Source organism: Actinomadura sp. 9N407, assembly GCF_044326315.1.
Lineage (GTDB): Bacteria > Actinomycetota > Actinomycetes > Streptosporangiales > Streptosporangiaceae > Spirillospora.
In genome coordinates this window covers 118,781-136,821 of record NZ_JBIRAW010000023.1, presented here as the reverse complement: position 1 = coordinate 136,821, position 18,041 = coordinate 118,781, and the positions used below count along the sequence as shown (strand labels likewise).

Sequence of the window (18,041 nt, the reverse complement as noted above, 5' to 3'; positions counted from 1 at the left end):
GCCGCGCCTCATCCGGCGAGGGCGCCGTCCCGCGTTGCGATTCGGTCGGCACGGATGACCACCAGTTCCTCGAAGCGTTGGCCCGGTCGGATGATCTTGCGTTGCTCCAGCAGCGCGGCCCTGGACCGCATCACGGGCCCGAACGGCTCGGCCCTGCGCGCCGCCACGACGGCCCGCAGCCCGGCCCGCCGCAGCGCCTTCAGGCTGGCCCCCGCCCCGCTGAACGCCGAATGCACGATCAGGAGCGTCCCGCCCGGCGCCAGGTACCGCGGCGCCTCCGCGCAGATCCGATCCAGGATCATGCGTCCCTGAGGCCCCGCGTCCCAGGCCCGCGCCCGGCCCCGAGGGTCCGTACCCCCGATGACGTACGGCGGATTGGCGACGATCACATCGAAGACCTCGTTCGCGACGGGCATGAACAGATCCCCCTGGAGCACGCGCATCCGTACCCCTCTCACCCGGGCGTTCACCCGCGCCGCCAGCACCGCCCGGGAGGAGATGTCGATCGCGGTCACGTGGGCGGCCCCGCCCCGCGCGGCCGCCATGGCCACCGCCCCGGTGCCGGTGCACACGTCCAGCACGCGAGCGCCGTTCACCACGGCCGCCCGCCCCACCGTCTCGTTCAGCAACGACGTATCACCCTGAGGCGTGTAGACCCCTGGAGGCCTCATCAGCAACATGAAGACCCCCTACCGCCAGAAATAGGGATAAAACCTCCAGCGGCCCTACCGGCACCGCCACCGCGCCGCCTCCACCGGCCTCACGGCTGGAGACCGGGGCAGAAATACATCTCGATGATGTCGCTGAAATCGCGAAGATGGCTGTCGTAGATTCCGCCGTCGCTGAGAATCCGGTCGGTGTACCCGGTGTCGCGCCCCTGGGCCCACGCCGCGCAGACCTGATCGGCGGTCGTGTGCGCCCAGCCGGCCGGCGCCTCGATCCCCGCGGCCTCGTACGCGTCGACGAACGACGCGTCAGGCGGGAGTTCGTACGCGTTCCGCTCCGGCTCTGGACGTTCCTCCTCGCGCGGCTCCACGGTACGGCGCTCGGTCCTGGTCACGGTCGTCTTCGGGGACGGATCGCGCGTCACGGTGTCGGTGACCACCTTCGTGGCCGCGGCCCGCCCGGCCTCCCTGGTCCGCTCCGACCCCTCCTCGGACCCGCAGCCCGCCAGGCCTGTCATCGCCACCCCGGCAGCGCATCCCAATAACAGATTTGTCGCCACTCTTTTCATGATTTTCACCTTCTTTCGCACTAATTGAAAGCCTAGTTTTGGTCCGGTATCCCTACACCCATGGACCGACAGGGGCCGGTATCGGTTGTTTTGCTTGGGGTTTCAACGGGCGAGTCCGCTACTTGCGGATGTAGCGGATGACGAGTTCGGCCAGCTCGCCGACCATCTGGTCGTGGGAGATGGGCGGCCGGTCCAGGACGTACTTGATGGAGAGCTGGCCGACGGTCTCGGCGAGGATCCAGATGGTGGTGTCGACGTCGAGGTCCTCGCGGAAGCCGTCCCGGTTGAGCAGCAGGTAGACGCGGACGATGTCGGTCAGCCGGTGCTGCAGGGCGGCGAGCTTGTCGAACGGGCTCAGCCGCGGGATCTGCTCGACGATCAGGCGGAGCAGGTCGGAGTTCTCCTCGAACAGCCGGATCTGCGCGTCCAGCAGCGCGCGGCCGCCGGCCTCCCAGGGGCCGACGGCCATGGCGGCCTCGATCTCGGCGCCGAGGCGGTCGGCCAGGTGGTCGGCGAACCGGTCCAGGACGGCGACGACGATCGCGTCCTTGTTGGGGAAGTACTGGTAGAGCGAGCCGTTGCTGATGCCCGCGGCCTCGGCGATGCGGTTGGTGGAGGCGCCCTCGTACCCGCGCTCGGACAGAACGCGAGTGGCGGCGTCCAGGATCCGCTCGACGGTACGGCGCGAACGGTCCTGGCGGGGGACGCGGCGCGGCGAAGCCCCAGGTGGATGGGGCATCGAGACCCCCTCGGGAAACGCGACTTGTAAGCGACTACTTATTCAGATTAGCGTGCAGGAGCGGCACTTCACCAGGGGAGTCCTGCCGCGAAGGAGGCGTGCGATGACGGTGACCGAAGAGCAGACGACCGCGAGCGGCGTGACCGCCGAGCCGGTGCCGTTCGGGCCCGGCTCACTGATGTGGGAGGACATGGGCCTCTACACCTCGGCGATCGCCGGGCAGAGCGCGTTCATCCTGCAGGTGATGCATCCGGCGATCGGCACGGTGGTCGACCAGCTGTCCAGCTTCCGGACCGATCCGGTAGGGCGCGCCATGCGCAGCTTCGCGTCGGTGCAGACCTGGGTGTACGGGGGCCGTACCGCCATCGCGGAGGGCAGGCGGCTCCGGGAGATGCACAAGACGATCAGCGCTGTGGACGAGGCGGGCACCCGCCACCACGCGCTGTCCGCCGAGCCCTGGGCCTGGGTGCATCTGACCGGTTTCCACGCGGCCATGTCGGCGGCGCGCTACTTCTCCACCGAGCCCCTGGCCCCGGAACGGGAGCAGCAGATCTTCGACGAGTTCATGGACCTCGGCCGGATCCTGCGCGTACCGGAGCGGATGCTGCCCGCCACCATCGACGACTACTGGGTCTACTTCAACGACATGGTGGACAACACCCTGGTGGATCACAAGGTCGCGCACGACGTCCTGGACTCGATGGACCAGGTCCCGCCGAACGTCCCGGCGGCGATGCGGCCCGCGCTCGCCCCGTTCAGCCTGGCGGGCGGGCGGCTGGCGCGCTTCATCGCCACCGGGACGCTGCCGGAGGGCGCCCGCGACAAGCTCGGCCTGTCCTGGTCGGCCGCCGACGACCGCAAGCTGAAGGCCATCGGGTCCGTCATGGCCCGGACCAACCCGCTGCTGCCCGAGCGCGTCCGCTACATGCCGATCGCCTACCGGGCCCGGCAGGCGGCGCGGGCGCAGGCTCGGCTGCAGAAGACGCTGGCCGAACGCCCGATGTGACCCGTCACGTGGCGCTGGAGGCGGCCCAGATGTTGATGCCCGCCTCCACCGCGTCCCGGTCGATGGCGGCCAGCTCTTCCGGGGTGAAGTCCAGGTTCCGCACGCTGGCCAGGCTGTCCTCGAGCTGGGCGACGCCACTGGCCCCGATCAGCACCGAGGTCACCCGCCGGTCGCGCAGCGCCCACGCCAGCGCGAGCTGGGCGAGGGACTGCCCGCGCGCGGCCGCGATCTCGTTCAGCGCCCGCACGTGCCGGAAGGTCTCGGTGGTCAGCAGGTCGGGCGACAGCGACTTGCCCTGGCTGGCCCGCGAGCCCTCGGGGATCCCCGCGAGATAGCGGTCGGTGAGCATCCCCTGGGCAAGGGGCGAGAACGCGATGCAGCCCACGCCCTGCTCCTCCAGCACGTCCAGCAGCCCGCCCTCGACCCAGCGATTGAGCATCGAGTACGAGGGCTGGTGGATCAGCAGCGGCGTCCCCATCTCGCGCAGGATCGCCGCCGCCTCCACCGTCCGCTCGGGCGAGTACGACGAGATCCCGGCGTAGAGGGCCTTTCCTGAACGGACCGCGTGGTCCAGCGCCCCCATCGTCTCTTCCAGCGGCGTCTCCGGGTCGAACCGGTGGCTGTAGAAGATGTCGACGTACTCCAGCCCCATCCGCTTGAGCGACTGGTCCAGGCTGGCGAGCAGGTACTTGCGCGAGCCCCATTCCCCGTACGGGCCGGGCCACATGTCATAGCCGGCCTTCGTGGAGATCAGCAGCTCGTCCCGGTACGGCCGGAAGTCCTCGGCGAACAGCCGGCCGAAGTTGATCTCGGCGCCGCCGTACGGCGGGCCGTAGTTGTTGGCCAGGTCGAAGTGGGTCACCCCCAGGTCGAACGCGCGCCTCAGCACGGCCCGCTGGGTCTCCAGCGGCTTGTCGTCCCCGAAGTTGTGCCACAGCCCCAGCGACACGGCGGGCAGTTTCAGCCCGCTCCGCCCACAGCGCCGGTACGGCAACCGGCCATAACGCTCTTCGTCGGCTCGATAGCTCATGATCCGAGTCTTTCAGCCTGTGACCAGCGCTCGCTCCACTCGTTCAGGGGGCCCAGGGCCTCGACCAGGTCGTGGCCTAGGGGGGTCAGGCGGTAACCGGCGTCGTCGGTCACCAGACCGGCCTCCACCAGCTCGTTCAGCCGGGTGGTGAGCACGCTGGACGACATCTGCCCGCAGCGCCGCTGCAGCTCGCGGAAGCCCGCCGGCGGGCCGTTCAGCTCCCACAGCACGCGCAGCGCCCAGCGGCGGCCGAGCAGGTCGAGGGCCGCCATGATCGGACGGCCCGACTCCGATCCGCGTACCGGCCGTCCGGGACGCGGTGTCTCGCTCGCCATGCGATCTCCCTTGCGCTTTGATTTTCGAAGCATCATAGTGATTCTAAATCCGAAGCAGTCCCAAGGAGGGCCCATGTCGCGCATCGCACCCCTCGAACCGCCGTACACGCCGGAGATCGAACGATCGCTCGGACGCTGGATGGCCCCCGGCGCCGAACACGAGCCGCTACTGCTGTTCCGCGTCCTGCATCGGAACGAGGAACTGGCGTCGCGCATGTTCGCGCTGGGCTCCGGGCTGCTCGCGCACGGCAGGCTGGCGGCGCCGGATCGTGAGATCGTCATCGCCCGCGTCACCGCGAGAGCCGGCTGCCACTACGAATGGGGCGTGCACGCCGCCATCTTCGCTTCGCATGTGGGGCTGACTCCCGCACAGCTCAAGGCGACCACGTCAGGCGCGGCAGGCCCGTGGGAGCCTCGGCAGCAGGCGCTCATCGATGCGGTGGACGAGCTGCACGACACGGCGCGGCTGAGCGAATCCGCTTGGGACGCCCTACGCCCTCACTACGACGACGAGCAGCTACTGGAGTTCCTCGTCCTGACCGGCTGGTATCGCACCATCAGCTACGTGGCCAATGGCCTCTTGCTGGAGAACGAGCCCTGGGCCCGATCCGCTCGGCCAGATTGACCCATGAATTCGGCATCAGAATGCACCTTATTTGCTGTCGATCCGGGGCCTAGATTCATGGTCATGAACAAGACGACGAACGGTATCGGCGAACTGCGCTCCGAGGTCCGCGGCCGGGTCCTGCTGCCCGGGGACGAAGGCTTCGACCCGGCGCGCCGGCCGTGGAACAGCGCGATCGAGCAGCCCGTCGCGGCGGTGGTCGAGATCGCGGACGCGGACGACGCCGCGAACCTGGTGCGATACGCGCGGAACAGCGGGCTGGCGCTGACCGCCCAGCCGAACGGGCATGGCGCGACCGGCGACGTGGAAGGGCTGATCCTCGTCCGGACGGGACGGCTGGACGAGATGGAGGTACGGCCCGGGTCGCGGATCGCCCGCGTCGGAGCCGGCGTCTCCTGGGGACGGGTCCAGGCGGCGGCGAGCCCGCACGGATTGACCGGCCTGCCGGGCAGTTCGCCGGTGGTGAGCGTGGTCGGATACACCCTCGGCGGCGGGCTGAGCTGGTTCGGCCGCAAGCACGGATGGGCCTCCGAGAGCGTCCGCGCGTTCGAGATCGTCGACCCTGACGGCAAGCGGGCGCGGGTGTCGGCGGATGAGGATCCCGAGCTGTTCTGGGCACTGCGCGGAGGCGGCGGCGACTTCGCCCTCGTCACCGCGATCGAGTTCGACCTGCACCCGGCGCCCGTTCTGTACGGCGGGCGCATGCTGTGGCCGGCCGAGCGGGCGCCGGAGGTCCTGGCGGCGTACCAGGAGATCACCGCGACGGCCCCCGGCGAGCTGACCGCCTGGTTCGACCTGCTGAACTTCCCCGGCTCGGCTCCCATGGTGGCCGTGGACGCCACGTACCTCGGAGACGAGCGGCAGGGCCGGACGCTGCTGCGGCCGCTGGAGCGGATCGGCGGGACGATCTCCGACGGCCGCGGCGTGCTGCCGGTGAGCGACCTCGGCGCCATCACCGCCGAGCCGACCGATCCGAGCCCCGGCCTGTCCCGAGGCGAGCTGCTGACCGGCCTGGACGAGCCTGCCGGCAAGGACCTGCTGGCCAGGACGCTGCTGGACGAGCCGATCGATCCGCTGCTGAGCGTCCAGATCCGGCATCTGGGCGGCGCGCTGGCCGCGCCCTCCGAGGGCGCCGCGCCCGCGCTGACCGAGCCGTACTCCCTTTACCTGTTCGGGGTGCCGTCGACGCCCACGGCCGCTGCGGCGATCCGTGCCCGGCAAGGGGAGATCACCCGGGCGCTCGCGCCGCTGATCAGTGGCCGGAAGCCCTACACCTACCTGTCGCCAGGCGAGTCGGCGGCCGCCGCGTTCGCTCCCGCGGACCTGGCGCGGCTCCAGGGGATCAAGCGCCGGCGCGATCCCGCCGGTGTGATCTGCGCCAACTACCCGGTGATCTCCTGATCGCCCTGCGTGGCGGGCGGATCCGAAAGAAGTAGGACGCTCGAAGGCCGCCGGAGGTTTACCGGATTAGGGACGTTTTATTTCCTTTGACGATCCTTCTTCGGTAAGGTCCCCGATCTGTTGGATCCGGCTAGATGGAGGCAACGACGACGCATGGCTTCTGAACAGACCGCGGCGGCGACCGAGGACCTGCCCGAGGGCGAGGCGCCGGACAAGGCGACGGTCCGCAAGGCCGTCGCCGCCTCGTCCATCGGCAACTGCATCGAGTGGTTCGACTTCGGCGTCTTCAGCGCCGGCGTGATGACCACGATCGTCGGGACCGTGTTCTTCCCGCCCGACGACGGCGGCTCCGCGGTGCTCCGCTCGTTCGCGCTGATCGCGGCCGCGTTCGTGGCGCGTCCCTTCGGCGGCATGTTCTTCGGCCCGCTGGGCGACCGGATCGGCCGCAAGAGCGTGCTGGCGATCACGATCATCCTGATGTCGGGCTCGACGTTCCTGATCGGCATCCTGCCCGGGTACGACACGATCGGGATCGCGGCACCGCTGGCGCTGCTGGCCGTACGGCTCGTCCAGGGCTTCTCCACCGGCGGCGAGTACGGCGGCGCGGCCACCGTGATCGCCGAGTACGCGCCCACCAGGAAGCGCGGGTTCTTCGGGAGCTTCCTGGAGTTCGGGACGCTGTCGGGCTACATCCTGGGCGCCGGCCTGGTGCTGGGCGTCGACCTCGTGCTGAGCGACGAGGCGCTGCACTCGTGGGGCTGGCGGATCCCGTTCCTGATCGCGCTGCCGCTGGGACTGGTCGGGCTCTACATCCGCACCAAGCTGGAGGACACCCCCGAGTTCCAGAAGATGGAGAAGGCCGGGGAGGTGTCCCGCTCCCCGCTCAGGGAGACGCTGGTGCACAACTGGCCGATGATCCTCAACCTCATCGGCATCGTCATCCTGCTGAACGTCGCCAACTACACGCTGCTGACGTTCATGCCGTCCTACCTGGCGACGAACCTCGACATCTCCAGTACGACCGCGTCCCTGATCACCATCGGCGTGGAGCTGGCGATGCTCGCCGTGATCGTCCCGCTGGGCTCGCTGTCGGACCGGATCGGCCGCAAACCGCTGCTGCTGACCGCGGCGATCGGGTTCATCCTGGTGAGCTATCCGGCGATCAGCCTGATGCAGACCCAGAAGACGCTCCCGATCCTGCTCGGGTTCGGGCTGATGGGCGCGCTGCTGGTGCTGATGCTGGCGGTCATCGGCTCGACGTTCCCCGCGATGTTCCCGACCCGGGTCCGGTACGGGGCGTTCGCGATCGGCTACAACATCTCGACCTCGCTGTTCGGCGGTACCGCAGCGCTGGTGATCGAGAAGATGATCAAGACGACCGGCAGCAACTACATCCCGGCCTACTACCTGATGATCGCCGGTGCCATCGCGATCGTGCCGATCCTGATGCTGCCCGAGACGGCCCGCGTACCGATCGGCAAGTGCGGCCACTCCCGCAAACCGGAGGAACGGGTACCCGTCTGACCCGGGCCCACCTGCGCGCGGTTCCCTGGTGGTGCCGGCTGGTGGGGCTAGCACCACCAGGGAACTGGTGTGAGCATCCCTGTGATCGGCGCCGCGTACCGGCAGGTTGGAACCATCACGTTCCGCCTGCCGGGGAGGCGCCTCGATGCTCGACCAGGTCCTGTCGCTCGCCGACTCCTCCTGGATCTACCTGATCGTGTGCGTGGCCGTGGCCGTGGACGCCTTCCTGCCGCTCGTCCCGAGCGAGACCCTGCTGATCGCGGCGGCCGCGCTCGCTCCGACCGGCAGGCCGCACATCGCCGCGCTGGTGGCCGTCACCGTGATCGGCGCGCTGGCGGGCGACGGCTTCTCGTACTTCCTGGGACGCCGCGTACGACCACCGCGCCGGCGCCGGCTCCGGGAGGCCCACGCCAGGGCGGGCCGCGCGCTGGCCCGGCGCGGCGCGACCGCGATCATCGCCGCCCGTTTCATCCCCGGCGGGCGCACTGCGGTCACCCTCGCCGCCGGCGCGACGGGCTACCCGCCGGCCGCGTTCTGGTCGCACGCCGCCATCGCCTCGGTCGCGTGGGCCGGATACATCACCGGCCTCGGCTACCTGGGCGGCACGCTGTTCGAGGATTCGCCCCTGGTCAGCATCGCCGTCGGCGTCGGCCTGGCCCTCGTCCTGGGCGCGGCCCTGGAGACGATTCGTACGGTACGGCGGAGGCGACGGCGGCGCGAGCGGGACGTGCCCCCGCCGCGACACGTTCGGCCCGAGCCGGAGAGGGTCAGGTGTTGATCAGGGCCGCTCGCAGGGGGACGCGCGAGCGGCCCTGATCAACGGTCTTGCCGGCCCTCATGGGGTCGCCAGTGCCTCCGTGGGCGAGAGGCGGGAGGCGCGGATGGCCGGGTAGAGACCGGCCAGGGCCCCGATGGCCAGGGTCGCGCCGATGCCCCCGAGGACGGCCCAGGCCGGTACGACCGTCGGCCAGCTCTGGAAGAAGGCGTACCCGAACGTCACCACCGTCCCGATGAACGCGCCGCCCGCGCCCCCGAGGGCGGACAGCAGCAGGGACTCGGCGAGGAACTGGGTACGGATCTGCCCCCGGGTCGCGCCCAGCGACCGGCGCAGGCCGATCTCCGCACGCCGTTCCAGCACCGAGATGACCATCGTGTTGGCCACCCCCACGCCGCCGACCAGCAGCGCCACCGCGCCCAGCCCGAGCAGCAGCCCGGTGAACGCCTCGCCGGCGGCCTGCTGGGCGGCGAGCGCGTCGGACGGCCGGGACACCTCGACCTCGTTGGGCGCCTCCGGGTTGGCGGTGGGCCCGAGGACGGTCTGGACGTCGGCCACGCTCGCGTCGTCCGAACGAGTGAAGATCGTCGTCGGATGGCCGTCGAAGGACAGCTCGGACTGGGCGGCCGGCCAGCCGACGAGTGCCCCGGTGTCCAGCTCCGGTGCCAGCGGCGCCGGGGCCAGGATGCCGATCACGGTGAACCGCTCGCCGCCGATGAGCACCTGCGTACCGGGACCGGCATGCCCGATCCCGAGCCGTTCCGCCGCCTTGGCGCCGAGCACCGTGGCGGGGAACCGGCCGGTCGCCTCGTTCAGCCAGCCGCCGTCGGCGAGCTTGGCCCCGACCGCCTCGCGCAGGCTCGTCCGGGCCGCGTACGTGGCGATCCCGCTGGTCTCGGTCTCCGGGATCCTGCCGTTGCGGTAGACCTTCGCGTCCGCCACGAGCCCGATGGCCGACACCGACCGGACGGGCGCGATCCGTCCCACCATCGACTCGGCGCCCATCGGCAGCTCGGCCTCCTCGCCGGTCATCGTCGACCCCGGCGAGACGGTGAGCAGGTTGGTGCCCAGCGAGGCGAGAGTACGGTCCAGCTCGGCGCGCGAGGACGAGGAGATGCCGACGACGGCGACCATCGCGGCGATCCCGATCGCGATGCCCAGCGCCGACAGGAAGGCCCGCATCGGGCGGGTCCGCAGCCCCACGGCACCGACCTTGAGCACGTCCCGCGGCCCCATCCGGGCAGGCCGCAGCGCCTCCAGGGTCGCCATCACCCCACCTCCACCACGGCGCCGGCGACCCGGCTCGCGGTGCCGGGACGCGGCGGGCCCGGGTGCGCGGTGTCCTCGACCGTCAGCCCGTCGCGCATCCGGACCTGCCGGGGCAGCGCGGCGGCGATCTCCCGGTCATGGGTGATGATCACGACGGTGGTCCCGGCCGCGTTCAGCTCGCGCAGCAGGTCCATCACCCCGGCTCCGGAGACCGAGTCCAGGGCACCGGTCGGCTCGTCGGCCAGCAGCAGCGAGGGCGCCCCCGCCACCGCGCGGGCGATCGCCACCCGCTGCTTCTCGCCGCCGGACAGCTCGTGCGGCTCGTGGTCGATCCGCGGCCCGAGCCCGACCCGTTCCAGCGCCGCCGAGGCCCGGCGGCGGCGCTCGGCGGGCCGCAGCCCGGAGTACAGGAGCCCGTCGGCCACGTTGTCGAGCGCCGTGGTCCCGGCGGCGAGATGGAAGTGCTGGAACACGAAGCCGATCCGGGTCGCGCGCAGCGCCGACAGCTCGGCGTCCGACAGCGTCCCGACGTCGTACCCGTCGACGTGCACGGTGCCGGAGGTGGGCCGGTCCAGCGTGCCGAGCACGTTGAGCATGGTCGACTTGCCGGATCCGGACGGTCCCACGATCGCGACCAGCTCGCCGGCCGCGATGTCCAGCGACACCCCGGCCAGCGCGGCGACGCCCCCGGCGTACACCTTCGTCACGTCCCGCAGGGAGATCACTTCGGTACCCCCACGACCGTGCCCGCGGCGATCCCCTGCCCGGAGACCTCCACCCGGCCGCCCGCGAACAGGCCGGTGGTGACCGGGACGTACGACGTCGTGTTCCCGCTGACCACCTCCACGCCGAAGCCGCCCTCCTGGAGCGCCAGCAGCGCGGTGACCGGCACGGTCAGCACGTCCTCGCGGGTCTCGGCCGTGAACGAGACGTCCACCGCGGCCAGCGACAGCTTCTCGACGGCCTTGCGGGCCTTGTCGCCGGTCAGCCAGATGACGACCTCGACCTTGGTGCTCGCCTCCTCGCCCTGGCTCGCCGGCGTGATCACCGTCGAGACCTCGTCGATCTTCCCCTGGACGGTCTCGTCCCCCGGCAGCGTGATGTCGACCGTCGCCCCCTTCTTGGCCAGCCGCTGGTCCGAGGTATCCAGCTCGACGGTGACGGCCTTGTCCGTACCGGTGTACGAGAGCACCTTCTTGCCGGGCGAGATCGGATCGCCCTCCCCCGCCTCCAGGCTGTCCACGCGGATCGCGCCGGACGCGAACACCACGCTGCCGAGCTCGACGTTCCCCGTCTCCTTCAGCCCGCGGTCGTCCTGCCATTCCAGGACGGCCTCGGACGTGTCGTAGGTGTACTCGTCGTCCACCGTGAACCCGTCGTATCCAAGGGCGCTGAGGTTCTTCTCCAGCTGTTCCACGTCCTTGCCCTCGGTCCCGATCCGCATGGTGCGGTAGGCGGGCTTGGACCCGTACATGAGCGTCACCGGCCGGTTGTCGACCTCGTACAGCGCGCGGCCCCGGCTGACGGTGCCGCCGCTGTCGGGCAGCGTGGTGATCGTTCCCTGCTGCCGGCTGATCGCCGAGGACGCCGGGCCGTACCCGAGCTCCCCGTCCGCGTCCTGGGAGTCCTTGAGCGTCTGCTCGCTCACCTTGGCGGTGCCGGGCGGCAGCGCGCTCGCCGCCGTACCGCCGTCCGAGCCGCCGCCGAGCCCCAGCGTCGCGACGGCCGCGACACCGCCCGCCGCCACCAGCGCGGCGATCCCGATGGCGAACCTGCGCCGCGAGCGCCGTCGCCGGCGGGACACCCGTTCCTCTGGAGGCGCTGTTTCCTCCGCGCGTTCTTCCTCCGCGCGCGTCTCCTCCGGGCGCTCCTCCACGGTCGTCACTTCGGCCCGCCGCCCGGGATGCCCCCGCCGCCGAGCACCTCCTGGCACTTCTGCTGCGCCGCCTGCATGTCGGGGTCCTCGCCGGCCTCCCTGTCGATGATGATGCCGCGCTGGCCGGGCTTGGGGTCCGGGAACTTCTCGACACCGTTCTCGCGCATGCAGGCGGCGAACTTGCGGCCGCGCTCCTCGGCCTTCGCGTCCCCGCCCGGTGCGGCGTTCTGCTGCGGGTTGTACTGGCGGCAGGCCTCCTGGGCCTTCTTCATCGTCTCCGCGTTCCCCTTGTCGGCCTTGAGCAGGACGCCCTTGCCGGGCTCCGGGTCCTCCATCTGGATGCCGTTCTTGCGCATGCACTCGGCGAACTTCACGCCCATCTCGTCCCGGCTCAGGCTCGGCGCGGCGCTGGCACCACCGGCCGCCTTGCCGCCGTTCGCCGACGCGACGCCCTTCTCCTTCCCCTCCCCACCGCATCCGGTCAGGGCCAGGGCCATCACCAGCGGGAACGCCGCCAGCGCACCTCGGGTACGCAGTCGCATCGTGCTCGTCTCCTCGTACGGGCCGGACCCATTCCGGCCTGACGGGGACGATGCAACCCGGTCCCCTGTTTCCCCCCTGTTTCCCGGCGCCCCGTCCCTTCGCCCCGGCCCCCGGCTAACGGCGAGGAAACACGTGATCGGACATGCTTCCCCTGGCGCCGTCTATGAGTGGAGAAACGCATGCGGGTTCTGGTGGTGGAGGACGAGCCGCTGCTCGCCGACGCGATCGCCGAATGGCTGCGCGAAGCGGCGCACGCGGTGGACGTCGTGTACGAGGGCGGGTCCGCGCTGGAGCGCCTCGCCGTCAACGACTACGACGTCGTGGTCCTGGACCGGGACCTGCCCGTCGTGCACGGCGACGAGGTCTGCCGCCAGATCACCGAAGGCGGACCCGCCACCCGCGTGCTGATGCTCACCGCCGCCGCCGAGATCACTGACAGGGTCGACGGCCTCGGGCTCGGCGCCGACGACTACCTCACCAAGCCGTTCGCGTTCCCCGAACTGGCCGCCCGCGTCCTGGCGCTCGGCCGGCGCAGCCGCCCGGCCGCGCCGCCCGTCCTGCGCCGTTCGGGCATCACGCTGGACCCGGCCCGGCGCGAGGTGTTCCGGGACGGCCGCTACGTCCCCCTCCCGAAACAGCAGTTCGCCGTACTGGACGAGCTGCTGCGGGCGGACGGGGCGGTCGTCTCCGCCGAGCAACTCCTGGAGAAGGCATGGGACGAGCACGCCGACCCGTTCACCGGCGCCGTCCGGCTGACCATCCTGAAGCTGCGCCGCAAGCTCGGCGAGCCGCCCATCGTCGAGACCGTGACCGGAGTGGGGTACCGCATCCCGTGAAAAGGCCGCACCTGAGCAAGCTCCTTCCCACCCGCATGCCGCTGCGAGCGCGGCTCACCCTCACCTACGCCGTGCTGTTCATGCTCGCCGGAATCGTGCTGCTGGGCGTCACGTACGCGCTGTTCAGCCAGCAGATCAACCGCGGCAGCTTCAAGATCCTGTCCCGTACGACGGCGCCGGGAACCACCGGTGACGCCCCCGCCCTCGGCACCGGCACGCAGACCCCGCCCGACGAGATGTTCACCGTGAACGACAAGGGCCAAATGATCACCGGCCAGGAGGCCGAGCGATGGATGCGCGGCCAGCACCAGCAGCTCCGCGAGGCCGCCGCCACCTCACTGATCACCCAGGGCGCGATCGCGCTCGTCGTCGTCGGCGGCGCCGCGGCCGGCTTCGGCTGGCTGATCGCGGGCCAGATGCTGGCCCCGCTGCACCGGGTCACCGACACCGCCCGCCGGATCGCCGCCGCCCCCGCAGCCGACCGCGGCCTGCACGAGCGGATCGCCCTGAACGGCCCGCACGACGAGGTCAAGGAGCTCGCCGACACCTTCGACACGATGCTGGAACGGCTGGACCGCTCGTTCGACGGCCAGCGCCGCTTCGTCGCGAACGCGTCCCACGAGCTGCGCACGCCGCTCACCGTGGGCCGCGCCCTGGTCGAGATGGCGATGCACCGTTCCACGGCGTCTCCGGACGTCAAGCGACTCGGCGAGAACCTGCTGGAGATCAACCTCCGGCACGAGCGCCTGATCACCGGCCTGCTCCTGCTCGCGGGCTCGGACACCGAGATCACCGAACCCGCCCCGGTCGACCTCGCCGACATCGTCGGGCACGTCGCCGTCCAGGCCACGACCGAGGCGAGCGCCGCCGGAGTCACCGTGACCGCCGACCCCGGCGAGGCCCCCACCTCAGGCGACGCCCTCCTGCTGGAACGCCTCGTACAGAACCTCGTCGAGAACGGCATCCGGCACAACACCGGCCAGGGCGGCTGGGTCAGCGTCAGCAGCCGTACCCACGAGCACGGCGGCCTCATCGAACTCCAGGTCAGCAACTCCGGCCCGCCCGTCGCCCCGTACGAGGTCCCCACCCTCTTCGAGCCGTTCCGCCGCCTCGGCCCCGACCGCGTCATCACCGCCAAGGGCGCCGGCCTCGGCCTGTCCATCGTCCGTTCCGTGGCCCGGGCCCACGGCGGCGAGGTCACCGCCCACCCCCGCACGGACGGCGGCCTGACCGTGACCGTCACCCTCCCCGCCTGCCCCGACCACTACACCCTGGAACCCACCTGACCTCGCTGACCGCGGCTCCGGGTTGACGCTCAGCCCGGTACGGACGTCGGGTCCGTCCTCGATGAGCCGGCCTGTTCCAGGTCCTGCGGCCCGGGCAGGGGCGACAGGTCACCGGCCTCCTCGTGCTCGGCGACCGCAGGCTCGGCGCCGCGCAGCAGGGTCGCCGCCAGGACCGCCAGCAGGACGGCGACACCGGCACCGACCATGGCCGTCGCGTGCAACCCGACGACGAAGGCCTCGCGGGCGGCGGTGAGCAGTTCCGCGCCGGCGGGTCCCGGCAGTTCTGCGGCCACCGCCACGGCGCCGCCGAGCGACTCGCGCGCCGCTTCGCCGGGCACGCCGGCCGGCATGGTGTCAGAGATCTGGCTGCGGTAGACACCGAAGCCGATGCTGCCCAGGACCGCGATGCCCAGCCCGGCGCCCAGTTCGGTGCTGGTCTCGGAGATCGCCGACGCCGCGCCGGCACCTTCGGGCGGGGCCGCTCCGACGATCAGGTCGGTGCCCAGGACCGCCATCGGCCCCAGCCCCGCGCCCATCACGGCCGATGCCGTCACCAGGATCCACAGTCCGGCGTCCGCGCTGACCAGGGTGAGCGACGCCAGGCCGATGGCCGCGATGACCAGGCCTCCCGCGATGACCAGGCCCGGGCGGATTCTCGCCGCCAGCGCGGGGGCCGTCATGGCGCCGGCCATCAGACCGGCCGCGTTGGGCAGCGACCACAGGCCGGCCCGCAGCGGGGAGAACCCGTGCACCAGCTGCAGGTACTGCACGGTGAACAGCGCGGATCCGGCCATCACCAGGATGCCGAAAGTGAGCAGGGCGGCCGAGGCGCTGAAGGTCCGGTCCCGGAACAGCTCGAGGTCGAGCAACGGCTCGTCGAGTGTGCCTTGGCGGCGGATGAAGACGGCCCCGACGATCAGGCCGGCCGTCAGGAACGCGGCGGGCCGCGCGCCGATGCCGTGCTCGGCCACCAGTTTGAGGCTGTAGACGACCGACAGTATGGCGGTCAGGGACAGCAGGGCGCTGGTCAGATCCAGCCGGCCGGCGCCGGCGTCACGGTGCTCGGGCAGCAGCACCGGACCGAGCACCAGGAGGACCGCCATGACCGGGACACCGATCAGGAAGGCCGAGCCCCACCAGAAGTACTCCAGCAGGAACCCGCCGAGCAGCGGGCCGAGGGCGCCGCCGACCGCGAAGGCGGTCATCCAGACGCTGATGGCGACGGTGCGCTGCGCGGCGTCGTGGAACATGTCGCGGATCAGCGACAGGGTGGAGGGCATCAGCGTCGCGCCGGCGATGCCGAGCAGTGCCCGTGTCGCGATCAGCATTTCGGCGCTGGTGGAGAACGCGGCGAGCGCCGAGGCCGCACCGAAGGCGGCGGCACCGATCAGCAGGAGTCTCCGGCGCCCGATGCGGTCACCGAGCGTTCCCATGGTGATGAGCAGGCCGGCGACCAGGAATCCGTAGATGTCCATGATCCACAGCATCTGCGACGTACTCGGCCGCAGGTCGGCGGTCAGCGCCGGCACCGCCAGGTGCAGCACGGTCATGTCCATCGCGATCAGCAGCGTCGGCAGCGTCAGCACCGCCAGCCCGATCCAGTCTTTCCGGCCCGCGCGGGGCGCGGCGATGGCGGTCATGGGAGCTCCCCTTACTCGTGATCGCAGGCACCCGGACGACCCCGTTCCACCCTCGGAACGGCGACCGGATGCCCTGTGCCTCCACGATCGATCAGCCGCGTTTCCCGATCAACGAGCCATCGCCCAACGACCGTTAACCTGTGGTCAATGACGAGGGAGGGGCGTGGAACGGTACGAGATCGAGGCGTTCCTCACGCTCGCCGGCGAGCTGCATTTCGGCCGCACCGCCGACCGGCTCAACGTGTCGGCCGGCCACATCAGCAAAACGATCAAAAAGGTGGAGCGGCGCATCGGGGTTCCGCTGTTCGAGCGGACCAGCCGGCGGGTCGCGCTCACCCCGATCGGAGCGCAGCTCCGCGACGAGTTGCAGCCCGCTTACGACCAGGTCCAGCGGGGGATCCGGAACGCGATCGCCGCCGGCCGCGGCGTCACCGGCGTCCTGCGCATCGGATTCTTCGGAGCCGACGCCGGCCAGTTCCTGCACACCGTGGGCGACACCTTCCGCCTCCGCTACCCCGGCTGCGAGGTGCTCATCAAGGAGATGCAGCTCATCGACGGCTACACGCCGCTGCGCACCGACGAGGTCGAGATGATGCTGCTCCGTTTCCCGACCGAGCAGCCCGACCTTGCCGCCGGGCCCGTCCTGTTCACCGAACAGAAGGTTCTCGCCGTGTCCTCCCGGCATCCCTTCGCACGCCGCGCATCGCTGTCGCTGGAGGACCTCGGCCGCGTCAAGGTGCTGCGCAACCCGGCCAGCATCCCCGACCACTGGGACCAGGTCCACTCCCCCCAGTACACCCCGAGCGGACGGCCCATCGAAAGCGGGCCGAGCGCCGAGACCTTCCTGGAGTTGCTCTCCCTCGTCGCGGCGGGCAAGGGTGTCTATCCTGAGGGCGCCTCGGCGGTCCGGTTCTATACCCGCCCCGACGTGGCCTACATTCCCTTTCACGATGCCCCGCCCCTGGAATGGGGCCTGGTCTGGCGAGCCGCCGGCCAGACCAGCCGGATCCGCGCCTTCGTCCAGACCGCGTCCCTCATCGCGACCGACAGGCGACTCTGACTAGCGCATCGACTCGATGCCTGCGACGAGCATGGTCAGGACCGTCTCGAACAGCGCGTCCGGTGACTCCGCCGCCGGGATCCGTTCCAGGTGGGGCAGCCCGTCCACCGGGACCGGCGCGATCCCCGTCCAGGCCGCCGGATCGCCCTGCTCGCCTGACGCGCGCGGAGTCCCTACGCGGTGGCGCTCTTGCGGAGTGCCGTACGGAGCAGATTCAGCAGGGAATCCTGCTCCTCGGGGTCGAGCGCGGAGAGCGGGGAATGGTCGACCATCGCCGCGATGAGTTCGCTGCGGACCCGCTCGCCGCGTTCGGTGAGCGCGACCGTTCTGGAACGCTGTCGGCAGGGTCGGGACGGCGCTCCACCAGGCCGCGCTCTTCGAGGCGCTTGATCAGGAACGTCACGCTGGACGGGTCGCAGTGCAGCCGGGCCGCCAGTTCCTTCATCGCCGGAGCGGGCAGCGCGGGATCGAGCATCCACAACACGTCCGAGAGCGGCAGGGTGAGCTCGTGCTCCGCCAGGGTGGCCCGCAACCGCAGGTTGGCCCCGTCCACGACCTCCTGGACGGCGATCAGCAACTCCCGCACCCGTTCGGCCCGCTTCGAGGACCGGTGCCCGCGTGGTGATCGCCAACCGGAACGAGGCACGGGCGAACGCCGCCCTCGCGTCGATCCGTTCCCGCGTCCCGGGCGCCGAGGTCGAACACGTGAGCCTGGACCTCTCCTCGCTGGAATCGGTACGGCGCGCGGCCGACCGCATCGCCGCGCTCGGCACGATCGAGGGGGCTGATCGAGAACGCGGCCGTCTTCGGCACCCTTCCCGGGCGGCGTACGACGGCGAACGGGAACGAGTGGTTCTTCGGC

The 18,041-nt window shown here is 71.0% G+C and carries 19 protein-coding genes; 8 read left to right on the top strand and 11 right to left on the bottom strand.

The window, feature by feature from the left end; all coding sequences use genetic code 11:
* Positions 1-8 precede the first annotated feature (8 nt).
* The 3 genes from ACH34Q_RS30975 to ACH34Q_RS30965 all read right to left on the bottom strand — a co-directional run bounded on the left by ACH34Q_RS30975 (position 9) and on the right by ACH34Q_RS30965 (position 1,973).
* Entirely contained in the window at positions 9-671 is a 663-nt protein-coding gene (locus ACH34Q_RS30975) for a HemK2/MTQ2 family protein methyltransferase (protein ID WP_395986638.1), read from the bottom strand.
* An 89-nt stretch (positions 672-760) separates the two neighbouring features.
* Entirely contained in the window at positions 761-1,189 is a 429-nt protein-coding gene (locus ACH34Q_RS30970) for a hypothetical protein (RefSeq protein WP_395986637.1), read from the bottom strand.
* Positions 1,190-1,352: 163 nt separating this feature from the next.
* The gene (locus ACH34Q_RS30965; protein ID WP_395986636.1) at positions 1,353-1,973 is read right to left on the bottom strand and encodes a TetR/AcrR family transcriptional regulator; all 621 of its coding nucleotides are present in this window, start codon (positions 1,971-1,973) and stop codon (positions 1,353-1,355) included.
* 103 nt (positions 1,974-2,076) lie between these two features.
* Between ACH34Q_RS30965 and ACH34Q_RS30960 the strand changes: the two genes are divergently transcribed.
* A complete protein-coding gene (locus tag ACH34Q_RS30960) occupies positions 2,077-2,979 on the top strand; it encodes an oxygenase MpaB family protein (protein WP_395986635.1) in 903 nt (300 codons plus the stop codon).
* Positions 2,980-2,983: 4 nt separating this feature from the next.
* On the opposite strand, the gene mgrA is transcribed toward ACH34Q_RS30960, so the two are convergent.
* Positions 2,984-4,009, bottom strand: a complete 1,026-nt coding sequence (mgrA, locus tag ACH34Q_RS30955) for an L-glyceraldehyde 3-phosphate reductase (RefSeq protein WP_395986634.1) — start codon at positions 4,007-4,009, stop codon at positions 2,984-2,986.
* Positions 4,006-4,344 carry a winged helix-turn-helix transcriptional regulator gene (locus tag ACH34Q_RS30950; RefSeq protein WP_395986633.1) on the bottom strand — a complete coding sequence of 113 codons (339 nt, stop codon included), beginning with the start codon at positions 4,342-4,344 and terminating at the stop codon, positions 4,006-4,008. The genes mgrA and ACH34Q_RS30950 overlap by 4 nt, the downstream gene beginning before the upstream one ends.
* A 73-nt stretch (positions 4,345-4,417) precedes the next feature.
* Here ACH34Q_RS30950 and ACH34Q_RS30945 point away from each other — a divergent pair, with 73 nt between their 5' ends.
* The 4 genes from ACH34Q_RS30945 to ACH34Q_RS30930 all read left to right on the top strand — a co-directional run bounded on the left by ACH34Q_RS30945 (position 4,418) and on the right by ACH34Q_RS30930 (position 8,672).
* Complete coding sequence (locus ACH34Q_RS30945; RefSeq protein WP_395986632.1) at positions 4,418-4,969, top strand: carboxymuconolactone decarboxylase family protein; 552 nt, start codon at positions 4,418-4,420, stop codon at positions 4,967-4,969.
* Positions 4,970-5,032: 63 nt separating this feature from the next.
* Positions 5,033-6,370, top strand: a complete 1,338-nt coding sequence (locus ACH34Q_RS30940; protein WP_395986631.1) for an FAD-binding oxidoreductase — start codon at positions 5,033-5,035, stop codon at positions 6,368-6,370.
* A gap of 153 nt (positions 6,371-6,523) precedes the next feature.
* Positions 6,524-7,894 carry an MFS transporter gene (locus tag ACH34Q_RS30935; RefSeq protein WP_395986630.1) on the top strand — a complete coding sequence of 457 codons (1,371 nt, stop codon included), beginning with the start codon at positions 6,524-6,526 and terminating at the stop codon, positions 7,892-7,894.
* Between the two features lie 145 nt (positions 7,895-8,039).
* Positions 8,040-8,672, top strand: coding sequence for a DedA family protein (locus ACH34Q_RS30930; RefSeq protein ID WP_395986629.1), 633 nt, complete (start codon positions 8,040-8,042; stop codon positions 8,670-8,672).
* Between the two features lie 57 nt (positions 8,673-8,729).
* Here ACH34Q_RS30930 and ACH34Q_RS30925 read toward each other — a convergent pair whose 3' ends face one another.
* Genes ACH34Q_RS30925 through ACH34Q_RS30910 form a run of 4 tightly spaced genes read right to left on the bottom strand, consistent with a single transcriptional unit; the run spans position 8,730 to position 12,356 of the window.
* Positions 8,730-9,938 carry an ABC transporter permease gene (locus ACH34Q_RS30925; RefSeq protein ID WP_395986628.1) on the bottom strand — a complete coding sequence of 403 codons (1,209 nt, stop codon included), beginning with the start codon at positions 9,936-9,938 and terminating at the stop codon, positions 8,730-8,732.
* On the bottom strand, positions 9,938-10,663 hold the full coding sequence (locus ACH34Q_RS30920) for an ABC transporter ATP-binding protein (protein ID WP_395986627.1): 726 nt from the start codon (positions 10,661-10,663) through the stop codon (positions 9,938-9,940). The genes ACH34Q_RS30925 and ACH34Q_RS30920 overlap by 1 nt, the downstream gene beginning before the upstream one ends.
* A complete protein-coding gene (locus ACH34Q_RS30915) occupies positions 10,660-11,814 on the bottom strand; it encodes a peptidoglycan-binding protein (RefSeq protein ID WP_395986626.1) in 1,155 nt (384 codons plus the stop codon). The genes ACH34Q_RS30920 and ACH34Q_RS30915 overlap by 4 nt, the downstream gene beginning before the upstream one ends.
* Before the next feature lie 5 nt (positions 11,815-11,819).
* Complete coding sequence (locus tag ACH34Q_RS30910; protein ID WP_395986625.1) at positions 11,820-12,356, bottom strand: hypothetical protein; 537 nt, start codon at positions 12,354-12,356, stop codon at positions 11,820-11,822.
* 180 nt (positions 12,357-12,536) lie between these two features.
* Between ACH34Q_RS30910 and ACH34Q_RS30905 the strand changes: the two genes are divergently transcribed.
* Entirely contained in the window at positions 12,537-13,193 is a 657-nt protein-coding gene (locus ACH34Q_RS30905) for a response regulator transcription factor (protein ID WP_395986624.1), read from the top strand.
* 35 nt (positions 13,194-13,228) lie between these two features.
* Positions 13,229-14,479: a sensor histidine kinase gene (locus ACH34Q_RS30900; RefSeq protein WP_395986623.1), complete on the top strand. Its 1,251-nt coding sequence runs from the start codon at positions 13,229-13,231 to the stop codon at positions 14,477-14,479.
* 29 nt (positions 14,480-14,508) lie between these two features.
* On the opposite strand, the gene ACH34Q_RS30895 is transcribed toward ACH34Q_RS30900, so the two are convergent.
* Entirely contained in the window at positions 14,509-16,119 is a 1,611-nt protein-coding gene (locus ACH34Q_RS30895) for an MFS transporter (protein ID WP_395986622.1), read from the bottom strand.
* Positions 16,120-16,282: 163 nt separating this feature from the next.
* Between ACH34Q_RS30895 and ACH34Q_RS30890 the strand changes: the two genes are divergently transcribed.
* Positions 16,283-17,179: a LysR family transcriptional regulator gene (locus ACH34Q_RS30890; protein ID WP_395986621.1), complete on the top strand. Its 897-nt coding sequence runs from the start codon at positions 16,283-16,285 to the stop codon at positions 17,177-17,179.
* A gap of 214 nt (positions 17,180-17,393) precedes the next feature.
* On the opposite strand, the gene ACH34Q_RS30885 is transcribed toward ACH34Q_RS30890, so the two are convergent.
* A complete protein-coding gene (locus ACH34Q_RS30885) occupies positions 17,394-17,765 on the bottom strand; it encodes a MarR family winged helix-turn-helix transcriptional regulator (RefSeq protein WP_395986620.1) in 372 nt (123 codons plus the stop codon).
* Positions 17,766-18,041 lie beyond the last annotated feature (276 nt).

Coding starts and splice junctions, on each gene's coding strand:
- ACH34Q_RS30975 (WP_395986638.1), bottom strand. CDS start 671: ATGAGGCCTCCAGGGGTCTACACGCCTCAGGGTGATACGTCGTTGCTG.
- ACH34Q_RS30925 (WP_395986628.1), bottom strand. CDS start 9,938: ATGGCGACCCTGGAGGCGCTGCGGCCTGCCCGGATGGGGCCGCGGGAC.
- ACH34Q_RS30930 (WP_395986629.1), top strand. CDS start 8,040: ATGCTCGACCAGGTCCTGTCGCTCGCCGACTCCTCCTGGATCTACCTG.
- ACH34Q_RS30945 (WP_395986632.1), top strand. CDS start 4,418: ATGTCGCGCATCGCACCCCTCGAACCGCCGTACACGCCGGAGATCGAA.
- ACH34Q_RS30905 (WP_395986624.1), top strand. CDS start 12,537: ATGCGGGTTCTGGTGGTGGAGGACGAGCCGCTGCTCGCCGACGCGATC.
- ACH34Q_RS30895 (WP_395986622.1), bottom strand. CDS start 16,119: ATGACCGCCATCGCCGCGCCCCGCGCGGGCCGGAAAGACTGGATCGGG.
- ACH34Q_RS30965 (WP_395986636.1), bottom strand. CDS start 1,973: ATGCCCCATCCACCTGGGGCTTCGCCGCGCCGCGTCCCCCGCCAGGAC.
- ACH34Q_RS30935 (WP_395986630.1), top strand. CDS start 6,524: ATGGCTTCTGAACAGACCGCGGCGGCGACCGAGGACCTGCCCGAGGGC.
- ACH34Q_RS30910 (WP_395986625.1), bottom strand. CDS start 12,356: ATGCGACTGCGTACCCGAGGTGCGCTGGCGGCGTTCCCGCTGGTGATG.
- ACH34Q_RS30940 (WP_395986631.1), top strand. CDS start 5,033: ATGAACAAGACGACGAACGGTATCGGCGAACTGCGCTCCGAGGTCCGC.
- ACH34Q_RS30900 (WP_395986623.1), top strand. CDS start 13,229: ATGCCGCTGCGAGCGCGGCTCACCCTCACCTACGCCGTGCTGTTCATG.
- ACH34Q_RS30960 (WP_395986635.1), top strand. CDS start 2,077: ATGACGGTGACCGAAGAGCAGACGACCGCGAGCGGCGTGACCGCCGAG.
- mgrA (WP_395986634.1), bottom strand. CDS start 4,009: ATGAGCTATCGAGCCGACGAAGAGCGTTATGGCCGGTTGCCGTACCGG.
- ACH34Q_RS30950 (WP_395986633.1), bottom strand. CDS start 4,344: ATGGCGAGCGAGACACCGCGTCCCGGACGGCCGGTACGCGGATCGGAG.